Consider the following 17,664-nt stretch of genomic DNA (forward strand, 5'->3'; position numbering starts at 1 on the left):
GTGTGAAGCGACTCAACGGTGTGGATGCCCTGATGCTGTACACCGAGACGCCCGAGATCCATATGCACACGCTGAAGATCGGCATCCTCGATGTGTCGAACATGGCCCAGGACTTCAGCTTTGAGATGTTCCGTGCGGTTGGCTATCAACGGCTCATGGCGCTGGAGCCGCTGCGCTACCAGCTGCTGGACATCCCGCTGAAACTGCACCACCCCATGTGGGTGGTCAACGACGACATCGATCTCGATTATCACGTACGCCGCGCGCGGGTGCCGGCGCCCGGCGGGCGCCGCGAACTCGACGAGCTGATCGGCCACATCGCGAGCACGCCGCTGCGCCGCGACCACCCGTTGTGGGAGATGTACGTCGCCGAGGGGCTGGCTGGTGACCGCATCGCCATCATCCACAAGGTCCACCACGTGCTGGCCGACGGGATGGCGTCGGCTAACCAGATGGCGCAGGCGATATCTGCGCACCAGCCGCAACCGCGGCGGGGGCCGCATGAGGTGCCCACCCGCTCGCATCTGCTCAAGGCCGCTGCCCGGGACCACGTCGGGCTCGTCCGCAAACTCCCGCGTCTGGTCAACGAGACGGCCTCCGGAGTATCTCGGGTACGGCGCCGATCGAAGGAGCGCGGCGCGCACCCCGACCTCGCCCGCAATTTCGCGCCGCCGCCCTGCTTCATCAATCACCGGGTCGGGCCGGGTCGCCGGTTCGCGACCGCGCCGCTGGCGATGGCCGACGTCAAGGAGACCAGCAAGCATCTCGGCGTCACCCTCAACGACGTCGTGCTGGCGATGGTGGCCGGGGCGCTACGCCGACTGCTGTTGCGCTACGACGGCCGCGCCGATGTCCCGCTGATCGCCGGGGTGCCGGTGAGCTACAACCCGTCACCAGACCGCCTGGCGGGCAATGAATTCACGTATATGACCCCGTCGCTGCCGGTGCACATCGCGGACCCGATGCAACGAGTGCGGATCACGGCGATGGCGACCAAGATCGCCAAGGAGAACCACCAGTTGCTCGGGCCGACCGTGCTGCCCGCCTGGATGTCCTATCTGCCGACGGCATTGGCGCCGCGCATTTTTCGGACGCAGGCTCGACGGATGGAGTCGGCCAACGTCATGAACCTGGTCGTCTCGAACGTCCCGGGGCCACGCGAACGAGGCTGCATCGAGGGAGCGACGCTCAGCGAAATCTATTCGGTCGGACCGATCGTCGCCGGCAGCGGCATGAACATCACGGTGTGGAGCTACGTCGACCAACTGGCCGTCTCGGTGCTCACCGATGAAGTCACCCTCGAAGACCCGCACGAGGCCACCGACGCGCTGATCGACGCCTTCCGCGAACTGCGCAGCGCCGCGGGGCTTTCTGACGCTCTCCGGCCGGTCGCAGCGACGTTGCCAGTGGCTGCGGCAACACGTTGACGGCAATGGAAGCGCAGGGCTGGCACCGGCACGTCGTCACTCGGCTGATCGTGGCAGGACTCGTCGGCGCCGCGGCGGTGTCGTTGTTCGTGACAAGATCAGGGTGGGCGTACGCACCGAGTGTGGGTTGGATTGCCGCGGCCTTGGTGTATCTGGTGTGGACGTGGATTGTCGTGCTGCCGATGGACGCCGAGCGCACGCGCGAACACGTGGTGCCCGAGGACCCGCCGACCGGCTGGCTGATCGACGTGGTGATCCTGTCGGCGAGTGTGGCGAGTTTGGCCGGGGTGGCGCATCTGCTCACCGCGAGCTCGAAGTCGGGAGTGGAGAAGAATATCGCTGCGGGGACCGGGGTGGTCTGCATCGCCGTCGCGTGGTGCGTCGTGCACACCGTATTCAGCATCCGCTATGCCGATGTCTACTACTCGAACTCGGCCAGCGGCATCGACTTCAGCGGCACCGAGACCCCCCGCTTCCTGGATTTCTTCTACCTCGGATTCACCATCGGAATGACCTACCAGGTGTCTGACACCACGCTGCAGACACCGCAGCTGCGGCGCATTGCGCTGTGCCAGGCGCTGCTGTCCTATCTGTTCGGGGCGGTTATTCTGGCCGTCACCATCAATCTTGTTGTTGGGCTGAGTAATTGACGAAGGGATCGCTCATGGCCGGTACCGACCAGCGCGCGCATCAGGAGGCCCGGAAGGCTCGCGTCATCGAGCACATGCAGAGCGAGAACGTCCAGGACTGGGATCGGACGATGGCGACGTTCAGCCACCCGCGCTACGAGCTGCCCGATGGGACGGTGTTCGACGGCGCCGACGAGGTGATGCGGTACTGGGTCGATGGTCGTACGCTGGTGCCCGATCAGACCAACGAGCTGATCGAGCTCACCCACCTCGACGACGGGCAGGTGCAGATCGAGTTCTGGCTGCGCGGCACCCCGACCACGGCGACAGAGCCGTTCGAGGTGCGGCTGTGGGCGGTGTTCGGCTTCGACGACGCCGACCTGATCACCGGCGAGCGCGTCTTCGTCCAGCCGCCGACGGCCGGGCAGATCGCGGGATGATGTTTCTGAAATCCATCTGACGGGAACGAGGACGTGTGCCGAATAGTGAGGAGCAACCGGGTCCGATCCGCAGCCTGATCCCCGCCCGCATCGATCGGCTGCCCTGGTCGCCGTTCCACACCCGCATGGTGGTGGCGCTCGGCGTGGCCTGGATCCTCGACGGCCTGGAGATCACCGTGGCCAGTGCGGTGGCCGAAACCTTGACCGAACCGCAGACATTGCATCTGTCCTCGGCCGCCGTCGGATTCGTCGCCACCGTCTATCTGGCGGGGGAGGTGGCCGGGGCGCTGTTTTTCGGGCGCCTGTCCGACAAGCTGGGCCGGCGCAACCTGTTCATGGTCACGCTCGGTGTCTACCTGCTCGGCAGTGCGCTCACCGCGGCGACGCTGGGCAACAACCCGGCCTGGATCGCCTTTCTCTATGCAACGCGGTTCATCGCCGGAATGGGCATCGGCGGGGAGTACGCAGCCATCAACTCGGCGATCGACGAGCTGATTCCGGCGCGCTTCCGCGGCCGCGTCGACATCGCCGTCAACGGCACTTACTGGGCCGGGGCGGTCCTGGGCACGCTGGGCACCTTCGTCTTCCTGAAAGCGATCGACCTGAGCCTGGGCTGGCGCCTGGCGTTTCTGCTAGGCCCGGTACTGGCTTCGGTGATCCTGCTGGTGCGGCGCAATCTGCCGGAAAGCCCGCGCTGGCAGGTCATGAACGGCCGCACCGAAGACGCCGAACGCACCATCTCCCACATCGAGGAGGAGGTGCGCGCCAGCGGGGCCACTCTGCCGCCGGTCGAGGAGTCCACTGCCATCGAGTTGCGACCCGCACAGGAGATCGGCTACGTCGCGTTGACGCGCGTGCTGTTCCGCGAGTACCCCAGCCGCGCCGTGTTGGGCGCGGCGCTGATGATCAGCCAGTCCTTCCTCTACAACGCGATCTTCTTCACCTACACCCTGGTGCTGGGCAAATTCTACGGCGTGCCCTCGGCCTCGACACCGCTGTATCTGATCGCGTTCGCCGTGGGAAACCTGTTGGGCCCGTTGACCATCGGGCACTTCTTCGACACCATCGGCCGACGCAAGATGATCGCCGGAACGTATCTGCTCTCGGGGCTGCTGCTGGCGCTGAGCGCGGGGTTGTTCCAGGCCGGCGCACTCAACGCGATCACCCAGACCATCGCCTGGTGTGTCATCTTCTATATCGCCTCGGCCGGGGCCAGCGCGGCCTACCTCACCGTCAGCGAGATCTTCCCGCTCGAGGTCCGCGCCAAGGCGATCGCGGTGTTCTTCGCCATCGCACAATGTTTCGGCGCGCTGGGCCCGGTTATCTACGGCGCACTGATCGGCGACGGCTCCCGGCCGCTGCTGCTCTTCCTGGGTTATCTGCTGGGCGCGGCCGTGATGATCGCCGGTGGCCTGGTCGCATGGTTCCTCGCCGTCGACGCCGAGGGGAAATCCCTGGAAGACATCGCCACACCGCTGGCCGCCAGGTGAGGTCATACTGAGTGTCCAGTTCTGATGACAGGAGAGGGGCGCCGGTGGTCTTCCGCGCCGACCAGCAGATAGGCCGCGATCTGGCTGCCGTCGACTGGGCGTCCACTCCGCTCGGGCCAGCTGAGGAATGGCCGCAGAGCCTGCGCACCGCCGTCGACATCCTGCTGTCCTCCCAGTTCTCGATGTGGATGGGATGGGGGCCGGAGCTCACCTTCTTCTGCAATGCGGCCTACCGCCGGGACACCCTCGGCCGCAAGTACCCGTGGGCGCTGGGCCGGCCGGCCAGCGAGGTGTGGGCTGAAATCTGGGCGGATATCGCTCCGCGGGTTGAGCGTGTCCTGACCGAGGGTGAGGCGACCTGGGACGAGGCGTTGATGCTCATCCTGGGGCGGTCCGGCTATCCCGAAGAGACGTACCACACGTTCTCCTACAGCCCGCTGCGCGATGACGAGGCACGCGTCGTCGGTCTGCTCTGCGTGGTCAGCGAGGACACCGAAAGAGTGATCGCGCAGCGGCGGATGGCGACCCTGCGCGATCTGGGTTCGGACCCGAGCGTCGTTCGCACCGAGCGGCAGATGCTGGACTTCGCCGCCGACCAGCTCAGCAAGAACCCGTACGATCTCCCCTTCACGCTGACCTACCTGTTCGGCGAGCAGGGCGGCGCACACCTGGCCGGGGTGAGTGGCATCGCGGTCGGGCACCCGGCGGCACCCGAAGAACTGCCGGGTGGCGTCGTCTCGCTGTGGCCGACGGAGAAGGTGGCCAGCGGTGAGTGGGAGCTGGTCGAACTGGACGGTGCCGCAATGAGTTTGCCCACCGGCGCGTGGCCCGAGCCGCCCAAACAGGCGCTGGCGGTGCCGTTGCTGCAGCAGGGTGGGCCGCCGGTCGGCTTCCTGGTCGCGGGGCTCAACCGGTACCGGGAACTCGACGACGGCTATCGCGGTTTCGTCGAACTGGCGGCCGGCTACCTCGCGGCCGGGGTGAGCAGCGTGCGCAGCTACCAGGCTCAGCAGCAGCGCGCCGAGGAGCTCGCTGAGCTGGACCGCGCGAAAACCACCTTTTTCTCCAATATCAGCCACGAATTCCGTACCCCGCTCACCCTGATCCTGGGACCGATCGACGAATTGCGCAGCCGCGCCGACGGCTTCGACGAACGAGCTCGCCAGGAACTGGAGCTGGTGCACCGCAACGGATTACGGCTGGCCAAGCTGGTCAACACGCTGCTCGATTTCTCGCGCATCGAGGCGGGGCGGATGCGGGCCCGGTTCGAGCCGGTGGATCTGGCATCCGTTACCGCGGAATTGGCCAGCGTGTTCCGGTCGGCGATCGACCAGGCCGGACTGACGTTCACGGTGGACTGTCCACCGCTTGACGAACCGGTGTACCTGGACCGTGAGATGTGGGAGAAGGTGGTGCTCAACCTGCTCTCGAACGCGTTGAAGTTCACCTTCGACGGAGCGATCACCGTACGGGTGGCCCGCGACGGCGGGCAGGCGGTCCTCACCGTCTCCGACACCGGGGTAGGGATTTCCGCGGCCGAAATGCCGCGGCTGTTCGAACGTTTCCATCGCATCGAGACCACCCGTGCGCGGTCCACCGAGGGCAGCGGCATCGGTCTGGCCCTGGTGATGGAATTGGTCGGTTTGCACGGTGGCAGCATCTCGGCCGACAGCACCGAGGGTGCGGGCACCACCTTCACCATCCGACTTCCCTTCGGCGCCGGTCATCTGCCACCCGAGGAGCTGGCCGAGCCGCAGGGCACCAGCCGGGCCGCCGGTCCGGTATCCGAGCCGTATGTGCAGGAGGCCCTGCGCTGGTTGCCGGGCGAATCCGGGATGGCGGCGCCCGTCCTGGCGGCGCTGCCGGCCCAGAGTGGGGGCAGCGGCGTGCGGGCGCGGGTGCTAATCGCCGACGACAACCTGGACATGCGGAAGTATCTGTCGAACCTGCTGGGAGCATCCGGTTACGACGTGACCGGCGTCGGGGACGGGCGTCAGGCGCTGGAAGCCATTCGCGCCCAGGTCCCCGATCTGGTGATCAGCGACGTGATGATGCCCGGGCTGGATGGACTGCAGCTGCTGGCCGCGTTGCGCGCCGACCCGCGCACCGCGGCGTTGCCCGTGCTGCTGCTCTCGGCGCGGGCCGGACAGGAAGCCTCCATCGAGGGGCTGTTGGCCGGCGCCGACGACTACCTGGTCAAGCCCTTCGTCGCCGCCGAACTGCTGGCCCGGGTGCGCGCCAACGTCGAACTGGCGCGGATGCGTAACTATCACGCCCGGTGGCGCACCGCTCTGGTGGACTCGCTGCAGGAAGCCTTCTTCGTCATCGACGAAGACGGCACCGTCATCGAGATCAACGCCGCTTTCGCCGACATCCTCGGCTACGGTCCCGAGGGACTCCCGTACCAGGCACCCCACGCGTGGTGGCCGGACCCCGACGCCGATGTCACGGCCCGGCAGCTGGTCGAGAGCGAATTCGCCAAGTCGCTCAATGAATCTCACGGCAGCCTGAGCATCCCGGTCACCCACCGCGACGGGCACCGGCTGTGGATCGCGGTCACCTTCAACCACGCGCACGATCCCGACTCCGGGCGTCAGGTCATGGTCGGCACATTCCGCGACGTCACCGCGGAGCACTACGCCGTGCAGAGCCAGAGTGCGCTTGCCGAGCTCAATCAGCAACTGGTGCAAGCCGATACCATGACCGAAGCGCTGCAAGGCGCCGCCGAGGTGCTGCGCCGGGTGTGGCAGGCGCGGCGCGTGCTGGCGGTGACCTTCGCCACCGGCTCGGCCACCGAACGCGCACCGCAGGTGGTCTGTGCGGGGGAGCCGACCCAGTGGGCCGACCTTTCCCCGCGGCAACGGCAGCAGATCGAGTCGCTGCGGGAAACCGACCTGCTCAGCACCGCGACCGTCGATGCGGGCACGGCCGGTATCGCCTCGCAGCATCCCCGGGGGCTGCTGGTCATCTGGGCCGAACTGTCCGAGCACCGGCGGTTCACCCGGGAAGATCAGACGCTGCTCGCCGTGCTGGCCGGCCGGCTCGGCCAGGGGCTGCAGCGCGTGTTTCAGCTCGACGAGCAACGAGAAACCGCGGTGGCGCTCCAGCACGCGATGCTGGGGCCGGCGACGCTGCCCGAGGGTTTCGCGGTGCGCTATCTGCCCGCGAGTCACCCGCTGCAGGTGGGCGGCGACTGGTACGACGTCGTCGATCTCGGCGAGGAACGCGTCGCGTTGATCGTCGGCGACTGTGTCGGTCACGGTCTGGCAGCCGCCACCGTGATGGGCCAACTGCGCAGTGCCTGCCGCGCACTGCTGCTCGAACAGCCCAGCCCCGGCGCCGTGCTCACCGCCCTGGACCGCTTCGCCGCGCGTCTGCCCGGCGCCCGCTGCACGACCGCGTTCTGCGCGGTGCTCACCCAGGAGACCGGGGAGCTGGTGTATTCCAGCGCCGGCCATCCGCCCCCGATCGTGGTGTACGCGGACGGCACCACGGTGCTGCTGGGCGGCGAACACGGGCTTCCTCTGGCGCTGCGTCCCAATTGGCAGCGGCCGGAAGGCCGCATCACGATGCCGCCACGCGCCACTCTCCTGCTCTACACCGACGGTCTGGTGGAACGACGCGGGCATTCGCTGGACGACGGGATGGCGCGCGCGGCTGATCTGGTGCAAAGTGGGCGATCGCAGGCACTGGAAGAGGTGGCCGACCGGCTCATGTCCCAGTTGGAGCCCGGCGGCGGATATCCCGACGACGTGGCCATGTTGCTCTACCGGCAGCCCGCGCCCTTCTCGCTGGAGTTCGCCGCCGACGCCAGTAACCTCGCCGATAGCCGAAATGCGTTGCGCGGCTGGCTCAACCGTGCGGGTGTTGAGCCCGATCAGATTCAGGACGTGCTCATCGCCACGGGTGAAGCGGTGGCCAACGCGATCGAGCACGGACACCGCGACCAGGTGGGCACCGTGTCGCTGCGGGCAACCGCGATCGTCGACCGGCTGCAGGTGACCGTCACCGACACCGGTGCCTGGAAGACACCGACCGAGGTCGCCGACTTCAGCCGCGGGCGCGGGATTTCCCTGATGCGAGTCCTGATGGAAGACTGCAGCATTCAATCCAGCGAAGCCGGCACGACCGTTTCGATGCACGCAAGGATCACGTAATGGCGACACCGCTCACCTTGAACACCGACCTCGATTCCGAAGGGTCGCCCCGCTTGACGGCCGCCGGCGAGATCGACCTGAGCAACATCGACGTATTCAAGCGGGCTCTGTCCGACGTGAACGCGGGCACCGGCGATTCGATCACCATCGATCTCAGTGCGGTCAAATACGTGGACAGTGCCGGCATCAACGCTTTGTTCGATCAGGCCGACGCGGTCGACCAGCTACACGTGATCGTGCACCCGTTGCTTGTCCGCGTCCTGACGGTCAGTGGGTTCAGCAAGATCGCACGCGTCGAGGCCGCCACCCTGCCGCCAGGCCAAGGCACCTGAGTTTTGCGATCACAGTGACTTTTTCGGCGGTGCGGGCGCCCGTACTCTGTTAACTTTCCGCCCATGCACTCGACGTTCGGCGCGGTCGGACTCCGCTTCGTCGTGTGCTGTTGTCGCTGATTCGTCATCACCGTTGTCAGCGTCCGGAAGGTCCTCCTCATGTTCATCGGCAGTCGCTGGCGTCAGGTCGTCGGCCTGACGCTGATCGTCGGCGTGATCGCGGCGTGCCACGGCGGTCCCAGCGACGCCGCCGACGGCGGCGCATTGCCAGACGCGGACACCAACATCACCCTGGTCGCCTACTCGGTACCAGAACCCGGCTGGACCAAAGTGATTACCGCGTTCAACGCCTCCGAGGAGGGCCGCGACGTCCAGGTGATCACCTCCTACGGCGCTTCCGGTGACCAGTCCCGCGGCGTGGTGGCCGGCAAGCCCGCCGACATCGTCAACTTCTCGGTGCAACCCGACATCACCAGGCTGGTCAAGGCGGGCAAAGTCGCCGCGGACTGGGACACCGAAGCGTCCAAGGGCATCCCGTTCGGGTCGGTGGTGACGCTGGTGGTGCGCAAGGGCAATCCCAAGCACATCAGGGACTGGGACGACCTGCTGCAACCCGGTGTGGAGATCATCACCCCGACCCCGTTGAGCTCCGGCTCGGCGAAGTGGAATCTGTTGGCTCCGTATGCCGTCAAGAGCGGCGGCGGCCGCAACAGTCAGGCCGGTATCGACTTCATCGCCAACCTGGTGCGCGATCACGTCAAGCTGCGTCCGGGATCGGGCCGGATCGCCACCGACGTGTTCGTCGAGGGCAGCGGTGACGTGCTGATCAGCTACGAGAACGAAGCCATTGCCGCTGAGCGGCAGGGACATCCGGTGGAACACATCAATCCGCCGCAGACCTTCAAGATCGAGAACCCGGTCGCGGTGGTGACGACCAGCCCGAACCTGGACGCCGCCGTTTCGTTCAAGAACTTTCAATACACCGCTGTGGCCCAACGCCTTTGGGCACAGGCGGGCTTCCGTCCCGTCGACCCGGCCGTCGCCGCCGAATTCCGCAACCAGTTCCCCACACCGGTGAAACTCTGGACCGTCACCGACCTCGGTGGCTGGGGCCGGGTTGATCCCCAGCTTTTCGACCGCAGGACCGGCGCTATCACCAAGGTCTATCTGGAGGCGACGGGATGACAGCCGCGGTGGCCACCCCGGAACAGGAGTCGCTCCCGGCGCCCGAGGTCGTCGTCCCCGAGCCCCCGGTCGGCACGGCGCTGCGGGTCGGCGTGGTCACGCTGTGGCTGTCGGTGATCGTGCTGCTCCCGCTGGCCGCGATCGCCTGGCAGTCGGTTGGCGGCGGCTGGCAGCACTTCTGGCTGGCGGTGACCTCGCATGCCGCTTTGGAGTCGTTCAAGGTGACGCTGATCATCTCCGTGGTCGTCACCGTCCTGGACGTGGTGTTCGGTGTCCTGGTGGCCTGGATGCTGGTGCGCGACCAGTTCGCCTGGAAGGGCCTGCTGGACGCCGTCATCGACCTGCCGTTCGCGCTGCCCACGATCGTGACCAGCCTGGTCATGCTGGCGCTCTACGGTCCGAGCAGTCCGATCGGCCTGCATCTGCAGCACACGCCGCCGGGTGTGGCGATGGCCCTGGCGTTCGTCACCTTGCCGTTCGTGGTGCGCGCCGTCCAACCGGTCCTGCGGGAGATCGACCGCGAGGTCGAAGAGGCCGCCGCATCCCTGGGCGCCGGCGGCCGGAAGGTGTTCACGTCCATCGTGCTCCCGTCGCTGTTACCGGCCGTGCTTTCCGGTGCAGGACTCGCCTTTTCCCGCTGCATCGGCGAGTTCGGTTCGGTGGTGACGATCGGCGGCGCGGTGCCGGGCAGCACCGAAGTCTCGTCACAATGGATCCGGTCGTTGATCGAGAACGACGACCGACCCGCCGCCGCTGCCATCTCTATTGTGCTGCTTACGGTTTCGTTCAGCGTGCTGTTCATTCTGCGGATCATCGGCGGCCGCGCGGCCAAACGTGAGGAGCGGTCCGGGTGACGGCGGCGACCTCGCCGGTCTGGGCGCGCTACCTGATCCGCTACGTGGCGTCCGGCTACATCGTCGTGATGCTGATCGTGCCGGTGTCGCTGATCCTCTGGCGGACCTTCCGGCCGGGCTTTCACCAGTTCTACATCTGGATCACCACGCCGGCGGCGATCTCAGCACTGCACCTGTCGCTGCTGGTGCTGGCGATCGTGGTGCCGCTGAATGTGTTGTTCGGCGTCCCGACCGCGCTACTGCTGGCGCGCAATCGAATTCGCGGCAAGGGCATACTGCAGTCGGTCATCGACCTGCCGTTCGCGGTGTCGCCGATCATCGTCGGCGTGGCGCTGATCTCGGCGTGGGGATCGGCCGGTGCGCTGGGGTTCATCGAACGAGACACCGGCGTGAGGATCATTTTCGGAGTTCCTGGCATCGTGCTTGCCAGCATCTTCGTCACCCTGCCGTTCGTAGTGCGCGAGGTGCAACTGGTACTCAGCGAGGTGGGTACCGAACAGGAGCAGGCGGCGGCGACGCTGGGCTCGGGTTGGTGGCAGACGTTCTGGCGGATCACCCTGCCCTCGATCCGTTGGGGCCTGACCTACGGCGTCGTGTTGACCGTGGCGCGCACACTCGGCGAGTTCGGCGGCGTCATCATGGTGTCGTCCAACCTGCCGGGCAGCACGCAGACCCTCACGCTGCTGGTCAACGACCGCTACAACCGCGGCCACGTCTACGGCGCCTACGCGCTGTCGTCACTGATGATGGCCGTGGCCATCGCCTTCCTGATCGTCAAAGTGATCCTGCACCTGCGCCGGGCGCGCAAGGCCGACGGCTGAACTGCATGTCGAGGCTGCGCAGGTAAGTCTGTAACCCGGCGTCCTGCACCGGAATCAGGTGCGCCGGCGCGCCGGACTCGTTGTAGTGCGCGTGCCACATGCCGGGCGGCGTCGTGAAGGCTCCGCCGGCCTGCCAGTCCACCCGAATCGGGTCGGCGATGCGCCCCTGCCCGTCGAGGTCGGTGCCCAGCAGGGTGTAGCACCCCGGCTGGGCATCCAGGATCAGGTCGAGCGCAACCGACTGGTGCCGGTGCGGACGCTGCTCCTGGCCGGGCGGCAGCACGCCGAACATTGCCCACAGCACGTGCGTCAGCGTCAGGGTCTGCTCCTGCTCGGCGTTGGCCAGCAGCACGCTGACCCGGTTCTTGTCGTTGGCGCCCGGTCGCGAAGCGATGTGCTCGAGCTCGGCGACCACGTCCGCACCGCGATACCTAGTCGGGCGGAACCGCGGTTCGGACGCTCGGACGCCGAGGTGACGAAGCAGTGGCTCGTCATGCACCCAGTACAGCGCCGCGTCGTCGTCGGCCTGGAACACCGCCCGGGCGCCGGCCGGCAGGGTCAGGAAATCGCCCTTCTCCCAACGCACTGGTCGGCCGTCGACCGCGACCATGCCGTGCCCGCAGAGCACGAAGTAGAGCTGCGACGTGGCATTGGGGCAGGTGTCGATCTCCTCGCCCGCCCGAATCCGCACGAAGTTCGCCAGCAGCGCAGGACTGGTGGCGGCGCCGTTGCCGATCCCGAGGTCGGCCGACAGGTCCAGGGGAATCACCCCGGTGGGCTTGCCGAGGTAGATGTCCGGGCTGAACTGGACGATCGGCACGCGGGGTGTGTGGCCGGACCCGATCGGATCGGCGGCCTGGGAGTACTCGAAATAGCGGGCGTCCACGGTCCACTCCCGGGCGCCGGCATCCAGAATCGCAGTCATGTCTATATCGTATCTATCTTGTATCTATGCAGCAAGCCGTTAGAGTCTGTCCTACCGCTGAGCCGCAAGGGAGGGCCATGACGTCGGAGGTGACCAGTGGCCCGGGCGCGGCCAAGGACCGCGCGCTCGACTACGTCAAAGCCAAGGTGCTGACCGGGGAGTTCCCCGGCGGGCAGCTGATCAGCGAGGGGGAGGTCGCGACCGCACTGGGAATGTCGCGCACCCCGGTCCGCGAGGCGTTCCTGCAACTGGAAGCCGCGGGCCTGCTGCGGCTGTACCCCAAGCGCGGGGCGCTTGTGGTGCCGGTGTCGCCCGACGAGGTGCGGGCCGTGCTGGAGGCCAGACTGGTGCTGGAAGAGTTCGCGGTGCGGGCGCTCATCCAGCGCGGTCCTGATGCTTGTGCCGTTGTCTACGAGCGACTTTCGGCGCAGGTGCAGCGTCAGCGCGAGGCCGCCGCCGTCGGCCGGTTGCATGAGTTCCTGGACTCCGACCGTGCCTTTCATAACGTCACGCTGGAAGCGGCGGGCAACGCCATTCTGGCCGGCTTCTACTCCACCCTGCGCGACCGGCAGATGCGGATGATCGGTGAATCGGCACGTCAGCCCCAACGCCTGGCCACCATCATCGAGGAGCATGAACGCATCGCCCGGGCGCTTCGTGATGGAGACGGCGATGCGGCGCGAGCTGCGGTGCGCACGCATCTGGCGGGCACCATGCGGGCGCTGGGTCTGGCCATTGAGGGGGGACTGTGACAGATCAGTGGCTGCCGCGGTCAGGCGCGAGCGGCGTGACCTCGAAAATTCGCATCGACGGTCATCCCGGTTGGCGGGGGCCGATGTCGTCTTGCCTGCTCAGGTTGCTGATGGTTTGAATCTCGCTGGCTTGGTAAGGCGTTCCGTCGGGATGGATTAGGTCGTGAAACCAAATCTTGGGATCCGTCGGGTACGGATGATCCCATGAGTCCCAGGGCAGGTAGGTCTGGGTCTTCCCGGCGACGAGACCCCAATTGATTGCACCTACGTTGTAGCGCTTGGCAATTGGCAATATTGCCTCGACAGTGTTGCCGAGCGTCCGGGCCAGGTACTCGGTGCAGATTATCGGCCGCCCCAGCGGGGCGAGTTCGGCGATCCGAGCCTCGAATACCGCTGGTCGGTCATAGGAGTGAAATGTGATCACATCGGAATTGTCGAGCTGTATGTTGGCGATTGTGCTGCGGCGCTGAGGATTTCCCCACTCGCCTTGCCACACGGCACTCGTCAATGGCTGAATCGGATCCACCGAACGTGCCCAATCGAATGCCAATGAGAGCAGGTCGGCAACCCGCTCCTGCTTGTCTTTCCGCTCGACCTTGCTGTATGCACGCGCTGGATTGTCGGGCTCGTTCCACAGGTCCCAACCCAGAATGCGATCGTCGGTGCGGAACTGCTTCAAAATTCCCGTCACGTAGTCATGCAGCGTGCGGCGGTAGTCCAGGTTGTCGAGGTGTTGCGCCCCCGGACTCTGCACCCAACCGGAGTTGTGGACGCCGGGCGTCGGCGCGCGCTGCGGACCGGGTTTGGGGAACGGATCCCAACATGAGTCGAAGAAGACAAAGATCGGCTTGATGCGATGTTTCGCCGCGATGGCGACAAATTCCGCGAGACGCAGTCGAAAGCCCCAGGGATTCTGGGCCCAGAGCTGGTCGTGCAGGAATACCCGCACCGTGTTGAGCTTGTGCAGCTGGGCCCAGCCGAGCTCGACATCGATGCGGTGTGGGTCGAAGGTGTCGGCTTGAAACATCTCGAGCTGGTTGATGGCGTTCGAGGTGATGTAGTTGGCGCCGACGGGCCAGGCTTGCGCTTGGTACCAACGGTTGGCTCGGTCGGGCGACCAACGGCTTTGCTGTGCCGCGGCGCGGGGCACACGCGTCAGTGTAGGCCCTGCCGCCAGCAGCACCGGTAGCTTCAGCACCGTTCGACGCCGCACGATTTGACGATATTCCCCGAATATGGAGATTGCGCATCTTTGATCGATTTGCAACCGTTTGAGTTGCGCTGGCGGCGACGGCGTTACGGCGACAATGCTTCCGGATCCTTCACTGCAGCGCCCGGGCGCCCCCGGCGGCCCAGGTTTGGGTGATCGCAGGCCGCGCGAACCCGGCGTCACACGCCGCTCGGCGCACCGCTTCGCCGACCATTTCCGCCCGGCCGATCGGCACCAAGGCGATGACGCAGCCCCCGAATCCGCCGCCGGTCATCCGGGCGCCCAAAGCGCCCGCATCGACGGCGGCATCGACGATCAGGTCGATGTGCGCGGTGGTGATGTCGAAATCGTCGCGCATCGACGCGTGCGAGGCGACCATGATCCGGCCGGCTCGGGAGAAGTCCGAATCACCCAGCGCAGCAACAAAGTCAAGCACCCGGCGGTTTTCGGTCAACACATGACGGGCACGACGGGCAGCGACCGGTTCGGTCACCGCAGCCAAGACCGAAGGCAGGCGATCCTGAACCTCGCGCAGCGACGACACCCGGAGATCGGCCGCCGCTCTCTCGCACGATGCGCGCCGGGCGGCGTACTCTCCGCCGGCATGACGGTGGCGTGCTCGGGAGTCGATCAGCAGCAGCGCAACGCCGGCAGCGCCCGGGTCGAAGGGCACAGGCGTGACGATGACGGTGCGAAAGTCGATCAGCAGCGCCGTGGCCGGTTCGCCGAACAGCGATGCCAGCTGGTCAAGTAAACCCGTTGGCGCGCCGACGTAATCGTTTTCCGCGCGCTGCGCAAGCCGCGCCTGTTCGATGCGGTCGATACGTTCATCGGCGGCCGACGCGATCGCGCCCAGGACCGCACACTCCAACGCCGCCGACGAGGACAGACCCGATCCGATCGGCACTTGGCTGGTGATCGACATCGCGCCGCCGGGCACCGGGTGGCCGGCCTCACGCAGCGCCCACATCACCCCGGCTACGTAGCCGGCCCAGCCCGCTATGTAGCTGTCGGGGTCGCCGGGTGCGGTGCCCAGCGGAATGCGCACGGAGCCGTTCGCGTGATCGCTGCGGACGGTAATCGCATCGGTGTGGGCGGGGGTGAAAGAGACCGTGGTGCGCTGCGGTAGCGCGATCGGCAGTGCAAAGCCGAGGTTGTAATCGGTGTGCTCACCGATCAGGTTGATCCGCCCGGGTGCGGCGAACCGGACCGTCATCCGAGTTCCCGTAGCCGCCGGGCCACGCTTTCCGGCGTGACGTCGCTGATGAACGTCCCCATCGCAGATTCGGAGGCCGCCAGGTACTTGAGCTTGGTGGCGGTACGCCGGATTGACATCAACTCGACGTGGAAGTAGCCGTCGGCCTGGGCCTCGGTCACCGCGAACTGATGTAGCGCCGAAATATAGGGCAGCGTAACGCAATTAGGGGCGTACATGCGGTCGAATCGCCCCAGTACATCGAGGTAGAGCTGCGCAAACCCGTCCAGTTCCTGGTCTTCGAGATCGACCAGATTGCGCACGAACCTGTTCGGATAGATGTGCACCTCGACCGGCCAGCGCGCCGCGAACGGCACAAAGGCGGTGAAGTGTTCGTTGCGCGCCACCACGCGACTGCCGTCGGCGACCTCGCGCGCCAATAGGTCGGCAAAGAGGTTGCCGCCGTAGCGCATCCGATGTTCGCGCGCCTGCCCCAGCATCGTGGTGAACCGCGGCGTCAAAAAGGGGTAGCCGTAGATCTGACCATGCGGATGGGTCAGCGTCACCCCAATTTCCTCGCCGCGGTTTTCGAAACAGAACACCTGCTCGATGCCCGGTTCGGCCATCAGGTCAGCAGTGCGGTGCCGCCACGCGTCGACGACCAACCGGGCATGGGCCGGCTCCAAATTCGCGAACGACCCGGAGTGTTCGCTGGAAAAGCAGACCACCTCGCATCGGCCGTGGCCCGGCGCGGACACAAAGCCGCCACCGGCAGGCACCGGGATCGACGTGCAAGTGCCGGACAGGCTCGGGAAGCGGTTCTCAAAAACGACCACGTCGTAGTCGGGGGCGGGCACCTCGCTGGTCAGTCCAGTCGGACCTGGACACAGCGGGCACTGGTCGGCAGGCGGCTTGTACGTGCGGTCTTGACGCCGCGCGGCGACGATAACCCACTGACCGGTTGACCGGTCGAACCGCAACTCCGACTGGTCCGGGTCTTGCTCGGGCAGCGGCCGGCGATCCGGAACCGGCGCTGGACGGTGCCCGGGCAACGCGAAGAACAGCAGGTCGCGGCCATCGGCCAGCTTTGCCCGCGTTGGCGATTCCACGACATTGAACACTAGCTCGGCTGCTGCAAACGCAGTTCGGGTAGCCAGCCGGACGCGCGCAGTACAGCGCGACCTCCCCGACCTTGGCGAGTCGGTCCCCGTCGTAAGCGAACTCCACGCGCACCCGGTGCTTCCCGGCGGTACTGGGGGAGGGCAGACGAAGGCCGCTCGCCCTGCGACGAAGGTTGTGTGATGGCGGGCAAGAACCAAAGATATTCGCACACAGCAGATTTCATCTAAGCCGAGCCGACCTCGGGCGGCTGAACGCATCCGGGCGCCCGCCGTATGAGATTCTGGGCCGCATGGCGAAGCTGCGGGGGCGACGGGTGGCCATCACCGGCGGGGCGCAGGGCATCGGCCGGGCGATCGGTGCGGCGCTGATCGCCGGCGGCGCCACCGTGGCCCTCGGCGACATCCAGGAAGCCGCCGTCAGGCAGACCGCCATCGACATCGGGGCAACGGGTTATCCCCTCGACGTGACCGACCCAACGAGCTTCGAGGCCTTCCTGGACCGGGCCACCGCCGATCTGGGCGGGCTCGACGTCCTGGTCAACAACGCGGGCATCATGCCGATCGGGCCATTCCTGCAGGAGAGCCCCGGCGTCACCCGGCGCACGATCGAGATCGACGTGCTGGGGGTGCTCACCGGCACCCGGTTGGCCGGCTCCCGTTTCGCCGAGCGCGGATCGGGCCACATCGTCAACATCGCCTCGGTGATGGGCACCCTGGCCTCGCCGAACGCGGCCACCTACTGCGCATCCAAATACGCCGTCGTCGGCTTCAGTGAGGCGCTGCGTCAGGAGTGGCGGGGTAGCGGCGTCAAGATCTCGGCGATCTGCCCTGGCTTCGTTCGCACCGAGTTGATCGCCGGAATGTCGGCGCCGGGGCCGCTGGAGCGGTTCCTGGTGGTCAACCCCGAGGACGTCGCCGGCGCCGTGGCCGCCGAACTGGCCAAGGGTGCCTCGCGCACGGTCTTCGTCCCCAAGTTGGTGGGGCTGGTTTCGCGCGGCACCGTCACCCTGCCGGCAAGCATCGTCGACGCGGCGTTCCGGTTGTCGGGGGGTAACAAGGTCACCGCGGAACTGGACCGCGAGCAGCGGGCCGCCTATCAGGCGCGCCTCGAGAATCAGGAGTAATC

At 66.6% G+C, this 17,664-nt stretch carries 15 protein-coding genes; 11 read left to right on the forward strand and 4 right to left on the reverse strand.

Features of this window, described 5'->3' with window-relative positions; all coding sequences use genetic code 11:
* The first annotated feature begins 2 nt into the window (after window positions 1-2).
* The 9 genes from JX552_RS07965 to cysW all read left to right on the forward strand — a co-directional run bounded on the left by JX552_RS07965 (window position 3) and on the right by cysW (window position 11,335).
* Window positions 3-1,427 carry a WS/DGAT/MGAT family O-acyltransferase gene (locus JX552_RS07965; RefSeq protein ID WP_205876840.1) on the forward strand — a complete coding sequence of 475 codons (1,425 nt, stop codon included), beginning with the start codon at window positions 3-5 and terminating at the stop codon, window positions 1,425-1,427.
* 5 nt (window positions 1,428-1,432) lie between these two features.
* Window positions 1,433-2,077, forward strand: coding sequence for a DUF1345 domain-containing protein (locus tag JX552_RS07970; RefSeq protein WP_205876841.1), 645 nt, complete (start codon window positions 1,433-1,435; stop codon window positions 2,075-2,077).
* Window positions 2,078-2,091: 14 nt separating this feature from the next.
* Window positions 2,092-2,496: a nuclear transport factor 2 family protein gene (locus JX552_RS07975; RefSeq protein WP_205876842.1), complete on the forward strand. Its 405-nt coding sequence runs from the start codon at window positions 2,092-2,094 to the stop codon at window positions 2,494-2,496.
* Between the two features lie 35 nt (window positions 2,497-2,531).
* Window positions 2,532-3,986: an MFS transporter gene (locus tag JX552_RS07980; RefSeq protein WP_241010954.1), complete on the forward strand. Its 1,455-nt coding sequence runs from the start codon at window positions 2,532-2,534 to the stop codon at window positions 3,984-3,986.
* Between the two features lie 44 nt (window positions 3,987-4,030).
* Complete coding sequence (locus JX552_RS07985; protein ID WP_241010956.1) at window positions 4,031-8,143, forward strand: SpoIIE family protein phosphatase; 4,113 nt, start codon at window positions 4,031-4,033, stop codon at window positions 8,141-8,143.
* Window positions 8,143-8,475 (forward strand): STAS domain-containing protein, encoded by a 333-nt coding sequence (locus tag JX552_RS07990; protein ID WP_205876844.1) that lies wholly within the window; start codon window positions 8,143-8,145, stop codon window positions 8,473-8,475. Before JX552_RS07985 ends, JX552_RS07990 begins: the two co-directional genes overlap by 1 nt.
* Window positions 8,476-8,634: 159 nt before the next feature.
* Window positions 8,635-9,660 (forward strand): sulfate ABC transporter substrate-binding protein, encoded by a 1,026-nt coding sequence (locus tag JX552_RS07995; RefSeq protein ID WP_205876845.1) that lies wholly within the window; start codon window positions 8,635-8,637, stop codon window positions 9,658-9,660.
* Window positions 9,657-10,514, forward strand: coding sequence for a sulfate ABC transporter permease subunit CysT (cysT, locus tag JX552_RS08000; protein WP_205876846.1), 858 nt, complete (start codon window positions 9,657-9,659; stop codon window positions 10,512-10,514). The genes JX552_RS07995 and cysT overlap by 4 nt, the downstream gene beginning before the upstream one ends.
* Complete coding sequence (gene cysW / locus JX552_RS08005) at window positions 10,511-11,335, forward strand: sulfate ABC transporter permease subunit CysW (protein WP_241010958.1); 825 nt, start codon at window positions 10,511-10,513, stop codon at window positions 11,333-11,335. The genes cysT and cysW overlap by 4 nt, the downstream gene beginning before the upstream one ends.
* Here the strand turns inward: cysW and JX552_RS08010 are convergent.
* Complete coding sequence (locus tag JX552_RS08010) at window positions 11,289-12,260, reverse strand: cupin domain-containing protein (protein WP_205876847.1); 972 nt, start codon at window positions 12,258-12,260, stop codon at window positions 11,289-11,291. The genes cysW and JX552_RS08010 overlap by 47 nt on opposite strands.
* Window positions 12,261-12,337: 77 nt before the next feature.
* On the opposite strand from JX552_RS08010, the gene JX552_RS08015 reads away from it, so the two are divergent.
* A complete protein-coding gene (locus JX552_RS08015; RefSeq protein WP_205876848.1) occupies window positions 12,338-13,012 on the forward strand; it encodes a GntR family transcriptional regulator in 675 nt (224 codons plus the stop codon).
* Between the two features lie 61 nt (window positions 13,013-13,073).
* On the opposite strand, the gene JX552_RS08020 is transcribed toward JX552_RS08015, so the two are convergent.
* The 3 genes from JX552_RS08020 to galT form a co-directional block, all read right to left on the reverse strand.
* Window positions 13,074-14,225 (reverse strand): glycoside hydrolase 5 family protein, encoded by a 1,152-nt coding sequence (locus JX552_RS08020; protein ID WP_205876849.1) that lies wholly within the window; start codon window positions 14,223-14,225, stop codon window positions 13,074-13,076.
* Window positions 14,226-14,334: 109 nt separating this feature from the next.
* Window positions 14,335-15,438 carry a galactokinase gene (locus JX552_RS08025; protein ID WP_205876850.1) on the reverse strand — a complete coding sequence of 368 codons (1,104 nt, stop codon included), beginning with the start codon at window positions 15,436-15,438 and terminating at the stop codon, window positions 14,335-14,337.
* Window positions 15,435-16,526: a galactose-1-phosphate uridylyltransferase gene (galT, locus tag JX552_RS08030; protein WP_431195932.1), complete on the reverse strand. Its 1,092-nt coding sequence runs from the start codon at window positions 16,524-16,526 to the stop codon at window positions 15,435-15,437. The genes JX552_RS08025 and galT overlap by 4 nt, the downstream gene beginning before the upstream one ends.
* A 302-nt stretch (window positions 16,527-16,828) precedes the next feature.
* On the opposite strand from galT, the gene JX552_RS08035 reads away from it, so the two are divergent.
* Window positions 16,829-17,662: an SDR family oxidoreductase gene (locus tag JX552_RS08035; RefSeq protein ID WP_205876852.1), complete on the forward strand. Its 834-nt coding sequence runs from the start codon at window positions 16,829-16,831 to the stop codon at window positions 17,660-17,662.
* Window positions 17,663-17,664: the final 2 nt, after the last annotated feature.

This window comes from Mycobacterium gordonae (assembly GCF_017086405.1).
Classification (GTDB): Bacteria; Actinomycetota; Actinomycetes; order Mycobacteriales; family Mycobacteriaceae; genus Mycobacterium; species Mycobacterium gordonae_D.

Excerpts from the sequence above, each read along its gene's own strand:
- JX552_RS07970 (WP_205876841.1), top strand. The coding sequence starts at position 1,433 with ATGGAAGCGCAGGGCTGGCACCGGCACGTCGTCACTCGGCTGATCGTG.
- JX552_RS07975 (WP_205876842.1), top strand. The coding sequence starts at position 2,092 with ATGGCCGGTACCGACCAGCGCGCGCATCAGGAGGCCCGGAAGGCTCGC.
- JX552_RS07990 (WP_205876844.1), top strand. The coding sequence starts at position 8,143 with ATGGCGACACCGCTCACCTTGAACACCGACCTCGATTCCGAAGGGTCG.
- JX552_RS07995 (WP_205876845.1), top strand. The coding sequence starts at position 8,635 with ATGTTCATCGGCAGTCGCTGGCGTCAGGTCGTCGGCCTGACGCTGATC.
- cysT (WP_205876846.1), top strand. The coding sequence starts at position 9,657 with ATGACAGCCGCGGTGGCCACCCCGGAACAGGAGTCGCTCCCGGCGCCC.
- JX552_RS08010 (WP_205876847.1), bottom strand. The coding sequence starts at position 12,260 with ATGACTGCGATTCTGGATGCCGGCGCCCGGGAGTGGACCGTGGACGCC.
- JX552_RS08015 (WP_205876848.1), top strand. The coding sequence starts at position 12,338 with ATGACGTCGGAGGTGACCAGTGGCCCGGGCGCGGCCAAGGACCGCGCG.
- JX552_RS08025 (WP_205876850.1), bottom strand. The coding sequence starts at position 15,438 with ATGACGGTCCGGTTCGCCGCACCCGGGCGGATCAACCTGATCGGTGAG.
- JX552_RS08035 (WP_205876852.1), top strand. The coding sequence starts at position 16,829 with ATGGCGAAGCTGCGGGGGCGACGGGTGGCCATCACCGGCGGGGCGCAG.